The organism is Blastopirellula sediminis (genome assembly GCF_020966755.1).
Lineage (GTDB): Bacteria > Planctomycetota > Planctomycetia > Pirellulales > Pirellulaceae > Blastopirellula > Blastopirellula sediminis.
On record NZ_JAJKFT010000004.1, the window covers coordinates 1,664,069 to 1,682,361 of the forward strand.

The window sequence follows — 18,293 nt, forward strand, 5'->3', positions numbered from 1 at the left end:
ACTCTCACGGCGAACACTGACCAGAACGGCCACAAAAAAAGCCTTTACGCAATCAGTAAATGCGTAAAGGCTCGTTAAAGTCGGGGTAACAGGATTCGAACCTGCGACCTTTTGACCCCCAGTCAAACGCGCTAACCAGGCTGCGCTATACCCCGCGGCGTCAAACAATTTTGACGAAACCGGCAATTTACACCGGGTTAAAATCTGTGACAAGGCCGGACCGGCGGCGGTTCGGCTGGGGCTCGGGAAATTGAGGGGCAAATCGCTGGGATTGCGGCGAAAAGCGATTTTGCCGGCGAAAATTTGCGGCGCTTCGGGGCGGTTTTCCACTTCGGCCCATCTACTCACGCGGCGGAAATCGCTCGATACTCGACGGTCGCGGCTTGCGAGCAACTTTGACCGCCAAGTGAAGTGACGATGGTGAAGCGAATCGAATTCTGGATTGACGTCGGCGGGACGTTTACCGACTGCTTAATGCGACGCGACGGCGAAATTCGCCGTATCAAGGTGCTCAGTTCCGGCAAGTTGCAAGGAACGATCGGCGCCGACAGTTCGCCTGGGGCGATCGTCGATGGCGCGCGGCGGCAGGATCCGTCGAATGTCTGGCGCGGGTATCGTTTGCAGTTGCTCAGCGAACAGGGGGAGCCGCTTGCCGCGCGGCGGATCGTGCAGTTTGATGCGACCGCGGGACGGATGACCCTCGATCGTCCTTTTGATTCGCCGCCGCTCGCCGGGGCGCTTTACTTGCTCGAAGGGGATGAAGAGGCGCCGCTGGTTGGGATGCGGCGGCTGCTGGGACTTGCTCGCGACGAGGCGCTGCCGGCCGTCGACGTTCGTCTGGGAACGACGCGTGGAACGAATGCGCTGCTGACTCGGACCGGCGCTGACGTTGGCTTCGTGACGACGGCCGGCTTCGGCGACATCCTCGACATCGGCTATCAAAATCGTCCGCAGTTGTTTCAGCTCAACATTCGCAAGTCGACGTCGCTGGTCCGCCGCGTTGTCGAATTGGAGGAACGTCTCGCGGCCGATGGTTCTGTACTCGTTCCGCTGGACGAAGCGGAGACCGAATCGAAACTGAGTCAACTCTATGACTTGGGGATTCGGTCGTTGGCCATCACCTTGCTGCACGGCTATCGCAATCCGGAACATGAGCGGCAAGTCGAAGCGATCGCGCGGCGAGTGGGTTTCGCGGAAGTAAGCGCTTCGCACGAAGCGGCGCCGCTGATCAAACTCGTCGCACGCGGCGATACGACGGTGGTCGACGCCTATTTGAATCCGATCCTTCGCGACTATGTCGGCGCGATTCAAGCGGCCCTTGGCGAAGGGAGCCGCTTGAGCCTCCTCACGTCGGCCGGCGGTTTGATCGCCGCCGAGAAGTTCTCCGGCAAAGATAGCATCTTGTCGGGACCGGCCGGGGGCGTCGTCGGTTACGCTGCCGTCGCGCAGCAAGCGGGCTTCGGCAAAGCGATCGGCTTTGACATGGGGGGAACCAGTACCGACGTTTCCCGCTTTGACGGTTCGTTCGAGCGGCAATTCGAGACCGAAAAGGCAGGCGTTCGCATCGTCGCGCCGATGATGGCGATCGAAACGGTCGCCGCCGGCGGCGGATCGATTTGCGACTTCGACGGTGTGAAGCTGACGGTAGGTCCGGCCAGCGCCGGCGCCGATCCTGGTCCGGCTTGTTACGGTTGCGGCGGTCCGTTGACGGTGACCGACATCAATCTGGCGCTTGGCAAGCTGCAAGGGGCGCAGTTCCCGTTTCGTCTCGACAAAGAGGCGGTTGAGCGACGCTTGCAGGAGATCGCTCTGAAGATCGCCGCGACGACCGGACAACAGATGACGCCGCGGGAGTTGGCTTCCGGCTTCCTGCAGATCGCCAACGCCAACATCGCCAAGGCGATTCGGACGATCTCGGTCGCCAAAGGTTACGATCCGCGGGCCTACGCACTTGTGCCGTTTGGAGGCGCCGCGGGCCAGCATGCTTGCGCGGTGGCGGAGCTGCTGGGGATTGAAACGCTGATCTCGCATCCCGATGCCGGCATTCTGAGCGCCGTCGGTATTGGCGCCGCCGTTACCACGCGTTATGCGACGCGCGGCGTCTATCGCTTGCTGGCAGGAAGTGCGGAGTCGCTCGACGCGGTCTACGCCGATCTGCAAACCGAGGCGATCACTCAGGTCGCGGCCGAAGGAATTGATCAAGCGGAAATCGAATGTCGCGAAGAGATCGAGCTTCGTTATCGCGGGCTCGAAGCGTCCCTCTCGATTGCCGCTCGTCCCTTTGCCGATTTGGCCGAACGCTATCATGTCGCGCATGAGCGAAGATACGGCTATTGTCGCCGTCAACAGGCGATCGAAGTGGTCGCCGCGCGGGTCGAAGCGATCGCTCAAGAAGGTCGCGATCAAAAGGGGAGCCAGCCTGGCGAGTCGTATTCGCCGGAACCGACGGGGCGCGTCCCTGTTCTGTTCGCCGGCAGCGAACGGGAAACGCCGACCTACCAGCGCGAGCAATTGCGCGTCGGGGCCATTATCGAAGGTCCAGCGCTGATCGCGGAACGATTGGCGACCACCGTGATCGATCCAGGCTGGAGCGCTGAAGTATGGAGCGGCGGCGAACTGGTGATGCGGCATCACGGCGATTCCGCCGAGTCGCACGCGACAACAATCGATGCCGACGTCGCTGATCCGGTCTTGCTTGAGATCATCAACAACCAGTTCGCCGCGATCGCCGAGCAGATGGGGGTCGCGCTGCAAAACACGTCGGTCAGCGTCAACGTGAAAGAGCGGCTCGACTTCAGCTGTGCGATCTTCACCGGCGACGGCGACTTGATCGCCAACGCTCCTCATATCCCTGTCCATCTCGGCGCGATGGGAGAGACGGTCAAAGCGACGATCGCCGCCAATCCGCAGATGCGTCGCGGCAGCGCGTTCGTGACTAACAATCCGTACCGCGGCGGTTCGCACTTGCCCGACGTGACGGTGATTACGCCGGTTTACATCGGAGAGAACGTTGCGAGTCCGCAGTTCTTCGCCGCAAGTCGGGCCCATCATGCCGAGATCGGCGGGATCGCCGCCGGGTCGATGCCTTCGGGGTCGAAGACGTTGGCGGAAGAAGGGGTGTTGATCGACAACTTCCAGCTGATGTGCGACGGCGTCGCCGATTGGGAAGGGCTCGAAGCAATTCTCCGTGGGGCGAAGTATCCGTCGCGCAACGTCGCCGACAATCTGGCGGACGTCGCCGCGCAAGTCGCCGCCAATCAGCATGGGCGAATCGATCTTGAGACGATGGTCGCCGGCTACGGTTTGCCGGTCGTCGAGCAATACGCGCGGCATATTCAAAACGCCGCCGCCACCAAAACGCGGGCAGCGCTGGCCAGATTGACTTCCGGTCAACATCGGTTTGAAGATCATTTGGATGACGGTTCGCCGATCGTCGTGCAGATAGAGATCGCCGGCGATGCGGCGGTGATTGACTTTACGGGAACGGGGCCTGTGCTGCCGGGCAACTTGAACGCCAATCGGGCGATCGTCACCGCGGCGGTGATGTACTGTTTGCGCTCGCTGCTTGACGAAGACATTCCGCTGAACCAGGGAGTGCTGGAGCCAGTCGAGATACGTCTGCCGGAGTGCTTCTTGAATCCTCCCTTTCTGGGCGAACCGGAAAAGTGTGCGGCGGTCGCCGGCGGTAATGTCGAAACTTCGCAGCGCGTCGTCGACGTGCTGCTGGGCGCTTTGCAACTCGCCGCGGCGAGCCAAGGGACGATGAACAACTTCAGTTTCGGCGACGCGACGTTCGGCTATTACGAAACGATCTGCGGCGGCGCGGGCGCCACTCCGCAGACCGACGGCGCTTCGGCGGTCCATACGCATATGACGAATACGCGAATGACCGACGTCGAAGTCTTTGAATTGCGTTTTCCTGCGCGTGTGCGGCGATTTGCGATTCGCCGCGGTTCCGGGGGCGCCGGTCTACACCGCGGCGGCGACGGCGTTGTGCGGGAGATCGAGTTCCTGCGGCCGATGACCGGTTCGCTGCTCACGCAGCGCCGCGGACCTTATCCGCCGTACGGCCTGTTCGGCGGCGAGCCTGGCAAGGTTGGCGAAAACCAATTGCGTCGCGCCGACGGAACGGTGATCGATCTGCCGGGGATCGCTAGTTTTGAACTAGCGCCAGGCGATATGATTGCGATTCATACGCCTGGAGGCGGCGGTTGGGGTTCAGCAAAAGCGTAAAACGCTGGGCGCCGTTGCCACGTCTGCGTGTTAGTGAGCAATTCGGGTGGCACTGCTGGCTTGTCCAGCAGTGTGAACCGGGCACCAATCGCCCACTGCTGGACAAGCCAGCAGTGCCACCCTTGTTATTCCAAATTCCGCAAATCAAACTTGCAGCAGCCGAAGTCGAACGAACTGGCCGCTTTGCTTTTCAGGAAGGCGGGGTTCAGGTCGTAGTAGACGAACTTCCCTTCCTTGTGCGTCGTGACGATCTGCGCGTGGTAGAGAACGCGCAGATGGTGCGACGCGTTGGCGATTTCCAGTTCCAGAAGCAGTGCGATGTCGCTGACGCTCATCGCCCCTTGTTGCAAGGTGCGAATGATCTGCAAGCGGTGCGGATCGGCCAGCGCCTTCAAGTAGTTGGCGCAAGCGTCGACGCCGGGAACGTCCGAATCTTCTGGAATTTGCGACATGTCTTCCGCGGCGGTGGATTCTTGACGAAGGGAGTTCGGCGAAAAGAGCCGAACTTCGACGTTTCAATTATCGACGGCACGTCCTTAATTCACAAGGCGAGCTGCCAGGCCCCCACTACTGCGGATAGGCGGCCGTACCATCTTTCAAGCTTTGCAGACGATCGGCGATCGCCTTTTGTTCTTGCTTGGTGATATGGCCGGCCGGTTCCGGATAGCGACCTTTGTCGTCGGTCGTTTCTTCCCAGTCTTGCAGCGCCTTTCGCAACTTGTCCGCTTCGGCGGCGTAGGCCGGAAACTCGATCAAGTTCTTCGTTTCCCACGGATCGTTTTCCAGGTCGTACAGTTCTTCCTTTGGCTTTTGGGGCTGCATCAGGTAGGCCTGGACGTCGTTCATCTTTCCATCCTGATATAACTGCCACAGGACCGGGCGAATCGGTCGGACCTTTTCTTCGTAGGCGTGGGTGGTGAAGTAGGGGACTTCGGGCATGTCGTTACGGATGAACTTGTAACGCTTGCCGACGATCGTGCGGCACTTGTCGTAAACTTCGTCCCAACGATCCCGCGCGGCGAAGACGTACTCCCGCGGCTCGACGCCTTCTTCTAGGAAGGGGCGTCCTTCCATGTAGCTCGGAATCTTCGCGCCGGCGACCGCCAAGACTTCGGCGCTCATGTCGATCACGCTGACTAGCTCGTTGCTCTTGGTCCCCGGCTTGATATGACCGGGCCACGAGAAGATCGCTGGGATGCGAATCCCATCTTCAAAGACAAAACCTTTACCGCGGAAGACGCAGCGGCCATTATCGCCGATGAAGATGATCAGCGTGTTGTCGATCAGGCCTTCCTTCTCCAGCCTCGCGACAATTTCGCCGACTTGCTCGTCCGCTTTCTCCATCTGATCGAGATAGGTCGCCCAGTCGAGCCGGATCGCCGGATGATCAGGCAGGTAAGGGGGAAGTGCGACTTTCGCCGGATCGACCGGATCGGCCGATTCCTTGCGATTCTTTTCCCACCAACCGCCGCGATGCGTCACGCCTAGCTGAATGTGAGCGAAGAAGGGTTGTCCTTCTTTGCGGAACTTCCAGTCGTTACCGTCGAACTGGTCTTCTTTGTCGACAGTGAAGTTGAAGTCAGTTTTCTTGCCGTAACCGCAGCCGATGGCGCAGTAGTAGCCTTGTTGTTTCAGAAAGTGGGTGATCGGGCGAATCGGTTCCGGCAACTTGCCGATCGTGCTGCGGTGGTGATGGGCGCCGATCGTCGTTTGGTACATGCCGGTCATCATCGCCGAGCGATTGGTCGAGCAAATCGGCGCCGTGCAGTAGGCCCGCTCCAGTTGCAGCCCACTGGCCGCCAGTTTATCGATGTTGGGCGTTTGCAGCGCCGGCGTTCCATAGCAGCCAAGATCCGGGCCAATATCTTCGGCCATGATCCAAACGATATTCGGTTTGGCCGCTTCGTAGGCGACGGCCGGCAGGGCGCCGAAAGTCACGCTGCCGAGCAACGCGAGTGCGCAACGGAGGAAGTCGAATCGGCGGTTCGTCATGGAACGATCTCGGGGCTGGGACGAGCGAGGTTGGCTGGGTGTTCGTATCATCTTAATCCGAATCGCGTTGATGGACTGTCTCCCATCGATGACGAATCATCCATCCACCAGCGGTGGACTGGACCGCGGCGCGCATTTTTTTCGAGCGAGTGGACTGGACCACGGCGCGTTTTTTTTGCCGCGGCATGCGAATCTGCCGTAATCTCTCTCGTCGTCCGGACTTGTGACCTATCACCGGTTTCCAACGAAACGCACCAGGGTTTGCCTATTTTTCCTGGTCTTCTCATCATGTGGACCGCGGCGCTCCATTTTTTTTCACGTCCGAGTGGACTGGACCGCGATCAAAAATTTTCTGCCTCAGCGGTCGGTTCGTGATGCGTCCGGAGGCGCCCTGTCCGGAGCGAGTGGACTGGACCGCTGCCTGTTTTTTTTTTGCGACCTTGTCCCAGACCAAGGTCGAGAGAAATCGGACGTGCCGGGCGATGATCAGACGCCCGCATCTTGAGGGGGTAGTTTACCCGAAAATCGACCCTTTTGGCAAGGAAAACCGGGGCTCGGCGGCGCGGCGGAAATGCGGAATTCCACGAGACTTGGGTGAGATTTCGCTGTAAACTAGAAAACGTCAGAAAATCGCTGATCCTGCCTCTCGCCTCCTTTTCCTCCTCCCTGGTTCAGGCCGCTCGCTTCATGGTTCGAATTGCCTTCCTGTTGGTCGTTCTTGCGTCGCTTTGCGGTTCGGCGTTCGCCGAAACCTCGGCGGTCGATTTCCAACGCGATATCCGGCCGATCCTGTCGGAAAACTGCTTCCAGTGCCACGGACCGGACCCGAAGCATCGGGAGGCCGATCTGCGGCTTGACAATGCGGAAGGCGCCCATGCCGCCGCGATCGTCCCCGGCAATGCGGCCGAGAGCGAACTGGTCGCGCGGATCATCTCGACCGATCCTGATACCTTGATGCCGCCGCGGGAGTCGGAGAAGTCGCTCACCCCGGAGCAGATCGACCTGCTGAAGCGGTGGGTCGCCGAAGGGGCGAAGTACGAAGGACACTGGGCCTTCACGCCGCCGACCCGGCCGGAGCCGCCGCAGACGAAGGACGCCGCTTGGATTCGCAATCCGATCGATGCGTTCATTTTGAACCGCGTGGAAAACGCTGGCCTGGCGCCGGCGGCCGCCGCCGATCGGGCGATCTGGCTGCGGCGGTTGAGCTTGGACCTGATCGGCTTGCCGCCGTCGATTGAAGAGGTCGACGCCTTCGTGGCCGATACGTCTCCTAATGCCGAACAGCGGCAGATCGAGCGATTGCTCGCATTGCCTCACTTTGGCGAACGCTGGGGACGCGACTGGTTGGACGCGGCTCGGTACGCTGACTCGGATGGCTATGAAAAAGATTTGCCGCGGCAGAATTGGTTCTATCGCGACTGGGTCGTCGCCGCGCTGAATCGCGATCTGCCGTACGACCAGTTCATTGTGCAGCAGATCGCCGGCGACTTGCTGCCGCATCCTGATCAAGACCAATTGGTCGCGACCGGCTTCTTGCGGAACTCGATGATCAACGAAGAAGGGGGCGCCGATCCGGAAGAATTTCGGATGGCGGCGATGTTCGACCGGATGGATGCGGTCGGCAAAGGGGTGCTTGGCCTGACGCTGCAGTGCGCCCAGTGCCACACGCACAAATACGATCCGCTGACGCAGCGCGAATACTACGGGATGTTCGCCTTCTTGAACAACACGCATGACGCGATCATTCCGACCTACACCAAAAGCGAAGCCGAACAAATCGCCGCGATCCAACAAGAGATCGCCGCGATCGAAACGAAGCTGAAAGAGTCCGATCCCAACTGGCGGAAGCGGATGGAAGATTGGGAGAAAGAGGCCCAAGCGAAAACGATCGAGTGGGAAGTCCTGAAGCCGGGCGACTTGCCGTTTGAAGGGCAGAAGTTTCGCGTGCTCCCGGATCAATCGATCTTGAGCGAGAGCTTTGCGCCCCATAGTTCGAGCCCGCAGTTTTCGATGCAGGCAATCAAAGCGGAACAAATCACCGCGATTCAGTTGGAACTGTTGACTCATCCGCAGCTTCCGTGTCGCGGACCGGGACGTTCTCTCCGTGGAACGGCGGCGCTGACCGACTTTTCCGTCTTCGCCGCGCCGGCCAATGATCCCGGCAAGCGAACGAAACTGAAGCTGGTTTCGGCCACGGCCGACGTGAATCCGGAAGAGGCGCCGCAGCCGGAATACTTGATCAACCCCAAGACGGCCGGCGGCGACAAACGAGTCACCGGGCCGATCGAGTTTGCGATTGACGGCGACGGCAAAACGGCCTGGACGACGGACAACGGACCAGGGCGCCGCAATCAGCCGCGGAAAGCGGTCTTCGTCTTTGAGAAGCCGGTCGGCTATCCCGAAGGGACGATCATTACCGTGCAGCCGGGGATGAATCACGGCGGCTGGAACAGCGACGACAAGCACAACTGCATCTTCGGGCGATCGCGCTATTCGATCACCACCCATGGCGATCCGAAAGTCGATCCGCTGCCGAAAGAAGTCCGCGAGATCTTGGCGATTCCCGCCGATCAGCGAACTGAAGCCCAGCAGGAACAAGCGTTTCAGTATTGGCGAACGACTGTTCCGCAGTGGTCGGAGGAAAACGCGCAGATCGAGGCGCTCTGGAAAAAGCATCCGGAAGGCGCCTCGCAAATGGTGCTGGAAGAGCGGGCAAAGCCGCGGACGACGTCGTTGCTGAATCGCGGCGACTTTTTGAGCCCGGTCGAAGAAGTGGGCCCCGACGTGCCGGAGTTCTTGAACGACTTGCCGGAAGGCGCCGATCATTCGCGATTGAGCTTCGCCAAGTGGCTGGTCGCCCGCGATGCGCCGACGACCGCCCGTTCGATCGTTAATCGAATCTGGCAAGGCTATTTCGGCATCGGCTTGGTCGAAACGAGCGACGATCTAGGTTCGCAAAGCACGCCGCCGTCGCATCCGGAATTGCTTGATTGGCTAGCGGTCGAATTGATGGAGCACGATTGGAGCCTGAAGCACATTCACCAGTTGATCGTCTCGTCGGCGACCTATCGGCAGTCGTCGCAGGTGACGCAGGAGAAACTGCAAACCGATCCCTACAATCGGCTGCTAGCACGAGGCCCGCGGTTCCGCGTCAGCGCCGAGATCGTTCGCGACATCGGTTTGACGGCGAGCGGACTTTTGAACGAGGAGATCGGCGGACCGCCGGTTTATCCGCCGGCGCCAGATTTTCTATTTCAACCGCCGGCCAGTTATGGGCCGAAGACCTGGAACGAGGAGCAGGGGGCGAATCGCTATCGTCGCGGGCTCTACACGTTCCGCTTCCGGAGCGTTCCGTATCCGATGCTCGAGACGTTTGACGCCGAGCCGGGGAATGTCGCCTGCGTGCGGCGAAATCGCTCGAACACGCCGCTCCAGGCGCTGTCGCTGTTGAATGAGCCGGTCTCGCTCGAATGTGCCGAAGCGTTAGCGTCGCGGACATGGCGCGAAGGGGGAGAGACCGACGAGGATCGACTTACCTTTGCGATGCGGTGCTGCATTGCCCGCGTTCCAGCGGCCGAAGAGATCGCGCTCTTGAAGACGATGCTCGACAAGCAGCGAGCGCGAATCGCAGCCGGAGAATTGAAGCCGGAAGAGATCGTCACGGCGAAGGTTGGCGACGGAATCGACGCGAAGGAATTGGCCGCCTGGACGCTGCTCGCGCGCGTCGTGCTGAGCCTGGACGAAACGATCACCAAAGAGTAGTTCCACGCGATGTGGAAAGGAAATAGAGACGATGAGCGGTAACGAGATTTCCCGGCGATGGTTCATGCGGGACTGCGGCGTTGGCCTGGGCGCGATTGCGCTGGCCGATTTGCTGCGCGGCGAAACGTCAGCGGCGACGGTCGATCCGCTGGCGGAGAAGAAGCCCCACTTTGCCGGCAAGGCGAAGAACGTCATCTACTTGTTTATGGCTGGCGCGCCGAGCCATCTGGAGATGTTCGACTACAAGCCGCAGTTGGCGAAGTTCGACGGAACGTTGCCTCCGGCCGACCTGCTGAAAGGTTACCGCGCGGCGTTCATCAATCCAAACTCGAAGCTGCTGGGGCCGAAGTTCAAGTTCGAAAAGCATGGCCAGTGCGGCGCCGAGATCTCGGAACTGCTACCCCACACGGCGAAGATCGCCGACCAGATGACGATCGTCAAAGCGATGAAGACCGACGCGTTCAATCACGCGCCGGCGCAGATCATGATGAACACCGGCTCGACGTTGTTCGGTAAGCCGAGCTTGGGCGCGTGGACGTTGTACGGGCTTGGCTCGGAGTCGCGCAATCTGCCGGGCTTCGTCGTTTTCAGCTCCGGTAAAAAAGGGCCGAGCGGCGGTTCGAGCAACTGGGGAAGCGGCTTTCTGCCGACCGTTTATCAAGGGGTGCAGCTTCGCAACGTCGGCGATCCGGTTCTTTATCTTTCGAACCCCAGCGGAATCGACGCCGCCGTGCAACGCGATTCGCTCGATGCGATCAATCAGCTAAATCAGATGCGGTTAGAGACGACCGGCGATCCGGAAATCGCGACCCGGATCAACTCGTTCGAGATGGCGTACCGGATGCAATCGAGCGGGCCGGAACTGATGGACGTTTCGTCGGAGCCGCAGCATATTCTCGACATGTACGGAGTCGAGCCTGACAAACCGTCGTTTGCGAAAAACTGTTTACTGGCGCGACGTTTGATCGAGCGAGGAACGCGGTTCGTGCAGCTCTTCCACGAAGCGTGGGACCAGCATGGCAACTTGAAGAAGGATATCGAAGCGAACTGCCTGGCGACCGATCAGGCGTGCGCGGCATTGGTGCAAGATCTCAAGCAGCGGGGGATGCTCGACGATACGCTGGTGATTTGGGGGGGCGAATTTGGACGAACGCCGATGGTGCAAGGGGGAGGCGACGACGGTCGCGACCATCATCCCAATGCGTTCACCATCTGGATGGCCGGCGGCGGAACCAAGCCGGGCGTTTCGTACGGCGAGACCGACGACTTCGGCTTCAACACGATCAAAGACCAGGTCCACGTGCATGACCTGCACGCAACGATCCTTCACTTGCTTGGCTTCGACCACAATCGGCTGTCGGTCAAATTTCAAGGGCTCAGCCAGAAGCTGACCGGCGTCGAGCCGGCCCGCGTGGTGAAGGAAATCTTGGCGTAGAAAAGGTCGTAGGGCAGGCCGTGGCTGCCGCTCTTCTTGCGGGCGTATTCATTTGGCAGGCACGGCCTGCCCTACATCTTTAGAAATTCTTGCCGGCGTCGTAGGCCTGGCGGATTTCATCGTCGGTGAAGAGTCGCGAGAAGACCCCCATCTCGTCGATGCGACCGCGCAGTTGACGCGAATATTGAACGTCGTCCGGCTTGTCTCCTCCGGTCATGGCGTAGGCGCCGATCGAACAAGGTCCAAAGCGAACTGGCGTATCGACGTCCCAGATCGCCTGACCGACTTCGACGCCGTTGAGGAAATAGGTGGAGACCTTCTTCTCGCGATCGAGTCGCGCGGCGACATGGGTCCAGTGGTTCGAAGGAATCGTCTTGGTGGTGGTGATCGCATACGCATCGGCGATGCCGACCCGCAGTTCGCCGTTGCGGAGGAGGTTCCAGTGATGCTCGCCGGTCTCGTAGTCGCGCGAGTTGAAGAGGGCCTGGATCGCGTGATCGTAGCGATGGACCTGGACCCAGCCCATGATCGTCACTTCGTCATATTCGCCGGTAATATCGAGGTCGATCCGCGCGTCGCCATGCTCCAGCAGCAGCGCCCCTTTTTCGGGCCAACGACCGGTCGCCCAGATTCCTTCCTTCACGTCGCCGGCGGGCAACTTCGGATTCTTGGCGCGGTTGAGGATCGTGTTGGGATCCCCTTCCTTCGGCTCAAAGTCGAAATAGAAGATCGCGGAAGGATCTTTCCGAAGGTTCTCGCTTTGGGCGAGCCAATGCCGGTAACCGATGGACGTGCCGGTGGCGAACGCGTCTTCGTTGGCGGCGATGGTGCGCGGCTTGGCGTCCCCTTTCCACGCGATCGCCTGATTCTCTTCCATCAGTTCCGGCGGTTGATTCGGTTCATGGAGACGGACCTCGCCGGCGAAGACGTGGAGCTCGCCGTTTTGCGCTTCGTCGACGACGACGCCGAACTCGGTTCCCAGGTCTTCCACTTCCAGCTTCGAAGTGGCGATAACGAAACCATGCCCTTCTTCCGGCACGATCGCGCGAGCGCGGCCGAGCTCCAGTTCCATTCGCTTGGCGTTGATCAAGGTGAAGCGCGCGGGACTTTCGACGGAAACCGAGACGCCATTGGCGAACGCTAACGTGACGGCGCCTTCGGTCAGGCGATACTCGCCCCGTTTGAATTGATCCAACTGCGGAGCGAAGCCCTCTTCAAAGCGATAGTGATAGCCGACGTCGAGCTGCGCGAGGGAGCGAATCGTCGTGGGGTTTAGATGCGCGCTATCCAGATGCGAACGACCGGGGGACCAGTTGGCGAAGTAGACGCCGCCGACAATTAGCAGCGATGCGGCGAGCGCCGCAAGCCAGCCGAGCTGCGCCATTTGTCCTGACTCGCGCGAGCCTGACTTCGAGCGCGATTCGCCGCTGGCGAGATAGCGGAGCTCGGAGTCGATCATCGCCGCGTTGCGGAAACGCTCCCGCGCTGCGGCGTCCGCCTTCAACGTGGCGGTCAGTTCGGCTTGTTCCTGGTCGTCGAGTTGGCCGAGAAAATGCTTCTCGATCAGTTCGTCGACTCGCTCTTTGGACTGGTCGTTCATCTTGGCGTACCCAATCTTAGATGGACGCAATCGTGCAACTTCAGGCGGAGGCGCCCCAAACGTTTGTAGAGGCTGTTGGCCGTTTTGCCGGCCGCTTCTGCGATTGATTTTACCGCATCGTCGCGCATGTAGGGGGCGAGCAGTAGCGTCCGGTGTTCGGTGGAGAACTTTTCGAGGCAGGCCTGCACCGCCGAGCGCCGTTCGGCGTGCAGGTCGGCGGGCGTCGACGACTCTTCTACCGCGATCAGCTCGACCAGTTCGTCATCGAGCAACAACCGATCGCGGCTCAGGCTGCGGCGGTACTTGAGGATCTCAAACCGCAGGATCACTTTCGCCCAGGGTAAAAACTCGTCGTCGCTGCGCAGTTGATCGATCTTCCGCCACATTACCAGACTCGATTCTTGCAAGACGTCGTCGACGGCGTCCCAAGTCGGCAAGCAGGCGCGTGCGACGCCGGCCAACTCGCGCTCGTGCTGCAAAAACAGGGATAAAAAGCGTTCTTCGTTCAAATCGGAGCTGCCTGGGAGAGATGCGGCTACTTCCTAACTCCCGGTTATGACACGATCTGCCGGGGGAAAGCTTGCGAATTGCAAAAATAGGGCGGCAGGTATTCCGTCGAGGGGGAGTAAGATGGTGACCGAGGACCGGCCCTGCCAACTTCCCCCCTCCTAGGAATGGTGTTTTGCTACCAACTGCCACGCGACCGCTGGCGGCGATCTCCGTTTTGCTGACGTTTGCGCTGTCAGCCGCCGCCGACGAAACGATCGACTTTCGCAGCCAGGTTCAGCCGATTCTAGCGGACCGCTGTTTTCATTGTCACGGACCCGACGCGAAGAACCAGGAATCGGCCTTCCGGTTGGATAGTCAGCAGAACTTGTTTGCCGATTTAGGGGGGTATGCGGCGGTCGTCCCAGGCGACTTGGAGAAGAGCGAGCTCCACGCGCGGATTCATAGCGCAGACGCTTCAGCCCTGATGCCGCCGGCCGACAGCAATCGTTCGTTGACGGAGGAAGAGAAGCGAATCCTTGACCTGTGGATTCAGCAAGGCGCCGTCTATCAAGGTCATTGGGCCTTCTCGCCGCCGGAGCGAAGCGAAGTTCCGCGGGAGGCGATCGCCGCGAGCGATTGGTCGGCCGAGACGAAAGCCCTTTGGTCGCAGAATCCGATCGACGCGTTTCTCGCGCGGCGCTTGATCGAACAGAAACTGCAGCCTTCTCCCGAAGCGGATCCGGCGACGTTACTGCGCCGCGCTTCCCTCACTCTGACCGGATTGTTGCCGCCGCCAGCGCTGCACGATCGCTTCGTGAAAGATCCGACCGCCGAGAACTACGCCGCTGCGATCGACGAGTTGATGCGGTCCGACGCCTACGCCGAGCGGCAGACGCTCCATTGGCTCGACGCGGCACGCTACGCCGATACCGATGGCTACCAAAACGATAGCGAGCGGACCAACTGGCCGTGGCGCGACTGGGTGATCGCGGCGATGCAAAGCAACATGCCGTTCGATCAATTCACGATTGAGCAACTCGCCGGCGATATGCTGCCGGGCGCCACCGACTCACAACGATTGGCGACCGCCTTCAACCGCAACCATCGGCAAAACGCCGAGGGAGGCGCCTTGGCTGCAGAGTTTTTCGTCGAGAACGTAATCGACCGCGTCGAGACGACGTCGACCGTCTGGCTCGGTCTAACGATGGGGTGTGCCCGTTGTCACGATCACAAGTACGATCCGCTCAGCCAACGCGAGTTCTATCAGCTGTTCGGCTATTTCAACAACATCGGCGAGGCGGGCGTCGGCGCCGGCGTGAAAGCGAACCCGACGATTAAGGCCCATTCGCCGCTGGTGAGCGTTCCGCCGGAACTAGTTCAGAATCGCGACGCGGCGCAGCAGGAGGTCGCCAAATCGCGGGAAGCGATCGACACCCGGATGAAGAGCTGGGCCGCCGCCCAACGCGAACGGCAGACGGAGCGGGACGAAGAGTGGACCGCCGTCAACGTCGCCGATGCGATGCTGGACGGGGACGGCAAGCTGGAAGTGAGCGAGCACCGCGTCGTCCGCTTTTCGCCGGGAGGCTCCGGTTTAAACCTGGCGTATGAACTTAAGCTGGCGCCCCAACCGTCCCACTGGACGGCGCTGAAGATCGAGGCGCTCGCGGACGGAGCGTTCGCCAAGCCGCGCCAATTGGCGCCGAGCGTCAACGGCAACTTTGTGCTGACCAATTTGGAAGTGCTGCGCGGCGGCGAGCCGCTGAAGCTTCATTCCGTTTCGGCTTCGTTTGAGCAAGCCAGCCATTCGGCCGCGTTTGCGATCGACGACGATCCGAAAAGCGGCTGGGCCGTCTTTGATCCGCAGGCGAAAGGAGAAAGCGTCGCGCTGGTGATTCGTTTGGCGCAGCCGATCGACGTCGCCGCGGACGATTCGCTGGTGGTGCGGATGCGGTTCGACAGCCAGTACGCCAATCATGCGATCGGCAAGTTCCAGCTCTCGGCGACCTCCGATCCCGATGCCGGTCTTGCCGAATCAGATCAGTTCACTCCGGCCGTCGCGGCGGCGCTTCGCAAGGACGAAGGAAAACGAACGGCGGACGATTGGAAGAAGATCGAAGGCTTTTACGAAACGATCGACCCGCCGCTGCAAAAAGCGCAAGGCGTATTAGATGCGGCCCAGAAAAAGCTTTCGGCGGCGAGCGGCCCCGAAGTGAGCGTGATGGTGATGAATGAACGGTCGGGCGAGCCGGTCGCGACCTATCTGTTGAATCGCGGGCTATACAATGAGCCGGTGAAAGACGAACCGCTAACCCGCGGCGTGCCGACGGCGCTGGTTGGCGATGAAGGGAAGCAGCCTGGCGATCGCTTGGAACTGGCCCGGTGGATGGTCTCGCGTGAGAATCCGCTGACTGCGCGGACGACCGTCAATCGGATTTGGCAGCAACATTTTGGCGTTGGCTTGGTGAAGACGGCGAACGACTTTGGCTTGCAGGGAGAACGCCCGAGCCATCCGGAACTGCTCGACTGGCTGGCAGTCGAATTGATTGAATCGGGCTGGGATCTGCGTCATTTGCAGCGGCTGATTGTGACCAGCGCCGCCTATCGGCAGTCGTCGCGCCATTCGGCCGAGCAAGAGGCTGTCGATCCTACAAATCGCTTGGTTGCCCGCGGACCGCGATTTCGGCTCGATGGTTTTGCGATTCGCGATATTGCCTTGCAGTCGAGCGGCCTGTTGGTAACGAAGCTCGGCGGTCCTTCGGTCAAACCGTATCAGCCCAATGGGCTGTGGGAAGTGGTTGCGGCGAACGCAGGGACCAAGTATCGCCCCGATAGCGGCGACGGACTCTATCGCAAGAGCATGTACACCTACTGGAAGCGAGCGGTCAATCCGCCGCGGCAGACGATCTTTGACGCCGGCGGACGCGAGGTCTGCAGCGTGCAAGCGAATCGAACCAACACGCCGCTCCAGGCGCTCGTCTTGATGAACGATCCAACGTTCATTGAGTGTGCCCGCAACTTGGCGCAGCAGGAATTGCTTGCTCACAAAGGGAACGAAGGGGCTGCTATCGCCGCCATTTATCGCGCCGCGATCGGACGCGACGCCGATGCGGAGACGCTGGCGATCTTGCAGAGCAACTGGGAGTTCTTTCGCAATCACTTTGCCGAGCAGACGGAAGCGGCGAGCAAGTTGATTGCGATTGGCGCGTCAAAGGCCGATCCGCAGATTGACGCGCAGGAGTTGGCGGCGATGACGGCGGTCGCCCACTTGATTTTGAACCTTGATGAATTTGTGACGGTGGAATAATGAGCGCGAACGAGTTGACGCAAGAAGGCCGCATGATGCTGACGCGGCGCCGCTTTTTCGGCCGCACCGCTTCCGGCGTAGGAGTCGCTGCGCTCGCATCGCTGTTGGGAGAGAACGCGCTGGCGGCGAATGACGATGCGGCGATCGCCCCACCGACTGGTTTGCTCAAAGCGTATCACCATGCCCCGAAGGCGAAGCGGGTGATCTATCTGTTCCAGAGCGGCGCGCCGTCGCAGCAGGAACTGTTCGATCCGAAGCCGGTCCTGCGCGAGAATGAAGGGAAAGATCTGAAAGATTTCGTCGAGATGACGCAGCGGGTCACTGGGATGACCGCCGGACAGAAGTCTTTTCCGCTCGCCGGATCGCGGTATGGCTTTTCCAAAATGGGCGAGTCGGGGATCGAGCTCGGCAATGAGCTGCTGCCGAAGATCTCGACGCTTGTCGACGACATGTGCCTGATCCGTTCGATGCACACCGAAGCGATCAATCATGACCCGGCGATGACCTTCTTTCAGACCGGCAATCAGCTGCCTGGTCGTCCTAGCGCCGGGGCTTGGCTCCATTACGGGCTCGGCACGCTCAATGAAAACCTTCCGACCTTCATTACGATGGTGTCCCGCGGATCGGGACGCCCGAACTGTCAGCCGCTTTATGATCGGTTGTGGGGAAGCGGCTTTCTGCCGTCGACTTATGCCGGCGTCAAACTGATGAGCGTCGGCGATCCGGTGCTGTATCTCAGCAATCCGGAGGGACTCGATTCGACGGCACGCCGGCGGATGCTCGACGACCTGGCGAAGCTGAACCAGAAGAAGCTCGACGAGTTCGCTGATCCGGAGATTCATACCCGGATCCAACAGTACGAACTGGCCTATCGGATGCAAACGTCGGTGCCGGAGTTGACCGATTTCTCCGACGAACCGCAGCACGTGCTCGACGCTTATGGGCCTGACGTGCAGAAGCGGGGAAGCTACGCCTACAACTGCCTGCTGGCGCGACGATTGGCCGAACGGGACGTGCGGTTCATCCAGCTGTTCCACATGGGTTGGGATCAGCATTTCACGCTGCCGAAGCAATTGCCGGGACAATGCCGCGACGTCGATCAGGCGACGACGGCGCTGGTCAACGATCTGAAGCATCGCGGCTTGCTGGAAGATACGCTGGTCGTCTGGGGGGGCGAGTTCGGGCGAACTTCGTATTGCCAGGGGACGCTCAATGCCGAGACCTACGGCCGCGACCATCATCCCCGCTGTTTCTCGCTCTGGATGACCGGTGCCGGCGTCAAGCCAGGGATGACCTACGGCGCGACCGACGACGTCTGCTACAACATCACGGAAAACCCGGTCCACGTGCATGACCTGCACGCGACGATGTTGCATCTATTGGGCATCGACCACACGCGCCTCACCTATCGCTTCCAGGGACGCTACTTTCGGCTGACCGACGTCCATGGGGAAGTGGTGCGCGACATTTTGACGTAG

General features: G+C 60.4%; 9 protein-coding genes and 1 tRNA gene. 5 read left to right on the forward strand and 5 right to left on the reverse strand.

Translation table 11 applies throughout. The features are described 5' to 3' along the window. Positions 1-80: 80 nt before the first annotated feature. Positions 81-155 (reverse strand) — tRNA-Pro (locus LOC68_RS10525). Positions 156-417: 262 nt separating this feature from the next. Between LOC68_RS10525 and LOC68_RS10530 the strand changes: the two genes are divergently transcribed. Then, the gene (locus LOC68_RS10530) at positions 418-4,233 is read left to right on the forward strand and encodes a hydantoinase B/oxoprolinase family protein (protein ID WP_230218313.1); all 3,816 of its coding nucleotides are present in this window, start codon (positions 418-420) and stop codon (positions 4,231-4,233) included. A 125-nt stretch (positions 4,234-4,358) separates the two neighbouring features. On the opposite strand, the gene LOC68_RS10535 is transcribed toward LOC68_RS10530, so the two are convergent. Both LOC68_RS10535 and LOC68_RS10540 read right to left on the reverse strand, forming a co-directional pair. Continuing rightward, positions 4,359-4,685: an ArsR/SmtB family transcription factor gene (locus tag LOC68_RS10535; RefSeq protein ID WP_230218314.1), complete on the reverse strand. Its 327-nt coding sequence runs from the start codon at positions 4,683-4,685 to the stop codon at positions 4,359-4,361. Positions 4,686-4,800: 115 nt separating this feature from the next. Continuing rightward, the gene (locus LOC68_RS10540; protein WP_230218315.1) at positions 4,801-6,225 is read right to left on the reverse strand and encodes a sulfatase family protein; all 1,425 of its coding nucleotides are present in this window, start codon (positions 6,223-6,225) and stop codon (positions 4,801-4,803) included. A gap of 687 nt (positions 6,226-6,912) precedes the next feature. On the opposite strand from LOC68_RS10540, the gene LOC68_RS10545 reads away from it, so the two are divergent. Together LOC68_RS10545 and LOC68_RS10550 are read left to right on the forward strand one after the other, a co-directional pair. Beyond that, positions 6,913-9,987, forward strand: coding sequence for a PSD1 and planctomycete cytochrome C domain-containing protein (locus LOC68_RS10545; protein ID WP_230218316.1), 3,075 nt, complete (start codon positions 6,913-6,915; stop codon positions 9,985-9,987). 31 nt (positions 9,988-10,018) lie between these two features. Then, a complete protein-coding gene (locus tag LOC68_RS10550; protein WP_230218317.1) occupies positions 10,019-11,422 on the forward strand; it encodes a DUF1501 domain-containing protein in 1,404 nt (467 codons plus the stop codon). 79 nt (positions 11,423-11,501) lie between these two features. Here LOC68_RS10550 and LOC68_RS10555 read toward each other — a convergent pair whose 3' ends face one another. Further along, entirely contained in the window at positions 11,502-13,022 is a 1,521-nt protein-coding gene (locus LOC68_RS10555) for a LamG-like jellyroll fold domain-containing protein (RefSeq protein ID WP_230218318.1), read from the reverse strand. Beyond that, positions 13,019-13,531 (reverse strand): sigma-70 family RNA polymerase sigma factor, encoded by a 513-nt coding sequence (locus tag LOC68_RS10560; protein ID WP_230218319.1) that lies wholly within the window; start codon positions 13,529-13,531, stop codon positions 13,019-13,021. Before LOC68_RS10560 ends, LOC68_RS10555 begins: the two co-directional genes overlap by 4 nt. Positions 13,532-13,704: 173 nt before the next feature. Between LOC68_RS10560 and LOC68_RS10565 the strand changes: the two genes are divergently transcribed. Beyond that, positions 13,705-16,815, forward strand: a complete 3,111-nt coding sequence (locus LOC68_RS10565; protein ID WP_230218320.1) for a PSD1 and planctomycete cytochrome C domain-containing protein — start codon at positions 13,705-13,707, stop codon at positions 16,813-16,815. Then, the gene (locus LOC68_RS10570; RefSeq protein ID WP_230218321.1) at positions 16,815-18,293 is read left to right on the forward strand and encodes a DUF1501 domain-containing protein; all 1,479 of its coding nucleotides are present in this window, start codon (positions 16,815-16,817) and stop codon (positions 18,291-18,293) included. Before LOC68_RS10565 ends, LOC68_RS10570 begins: the two co-directional genes overlap by 1 nt.

Coding starts and splice junctions, on each gene's coding strand:
- LOC68_RS10530 (WP_230218313.1), top strand. CDS start 418: ATGGTGAAGCGAATCGAATTCTGGATTGACGTCGGCGGGACGTTTACC.
- LOC68_RS10540 (WP_230218315.1), bottom strand. CDS start 6,225: ATGACGAACCGCCGATTCGACTTCCTCCGTTGCGCACTCGCGTTGCTC.
- LOC68_RS10570 (WP_230218321.1), top strand. CDS start 16,815: ATGAGCGCGAACGAGTTGACGCAAGAAGGCCGCATGATGCTGACGCGG.
- LOC68_RS10545 (WP_230218316.1), top strand. CDS start 6,913: ATGGTTCGAATTGCCTTCCTGTTGGTCGTTCTTGCGTCGCTTTGCGGT.
- LOC68_RS10535 (WP_230218314.1), bottom strand. CDS start 4,685: ATGTCGCAAATTCCAGAAGATTCGGACGTTCCCGGCGTCGACGCTTGC.
- LOC68_RS10550 (WP_230218317.1), top strand. CDS start 10,019: ATGAGCGGTAACGAGATTTCCCGGCGATGGTTCATGCGGGACTGCGGC.
- LOC68_RS10555 (WP_230218318.1), bottom strand. CDS start 13,022: ATGAACGACCAGTCCAAAGAGCGAGTCGACGAACTGATCGAGAAGCAT.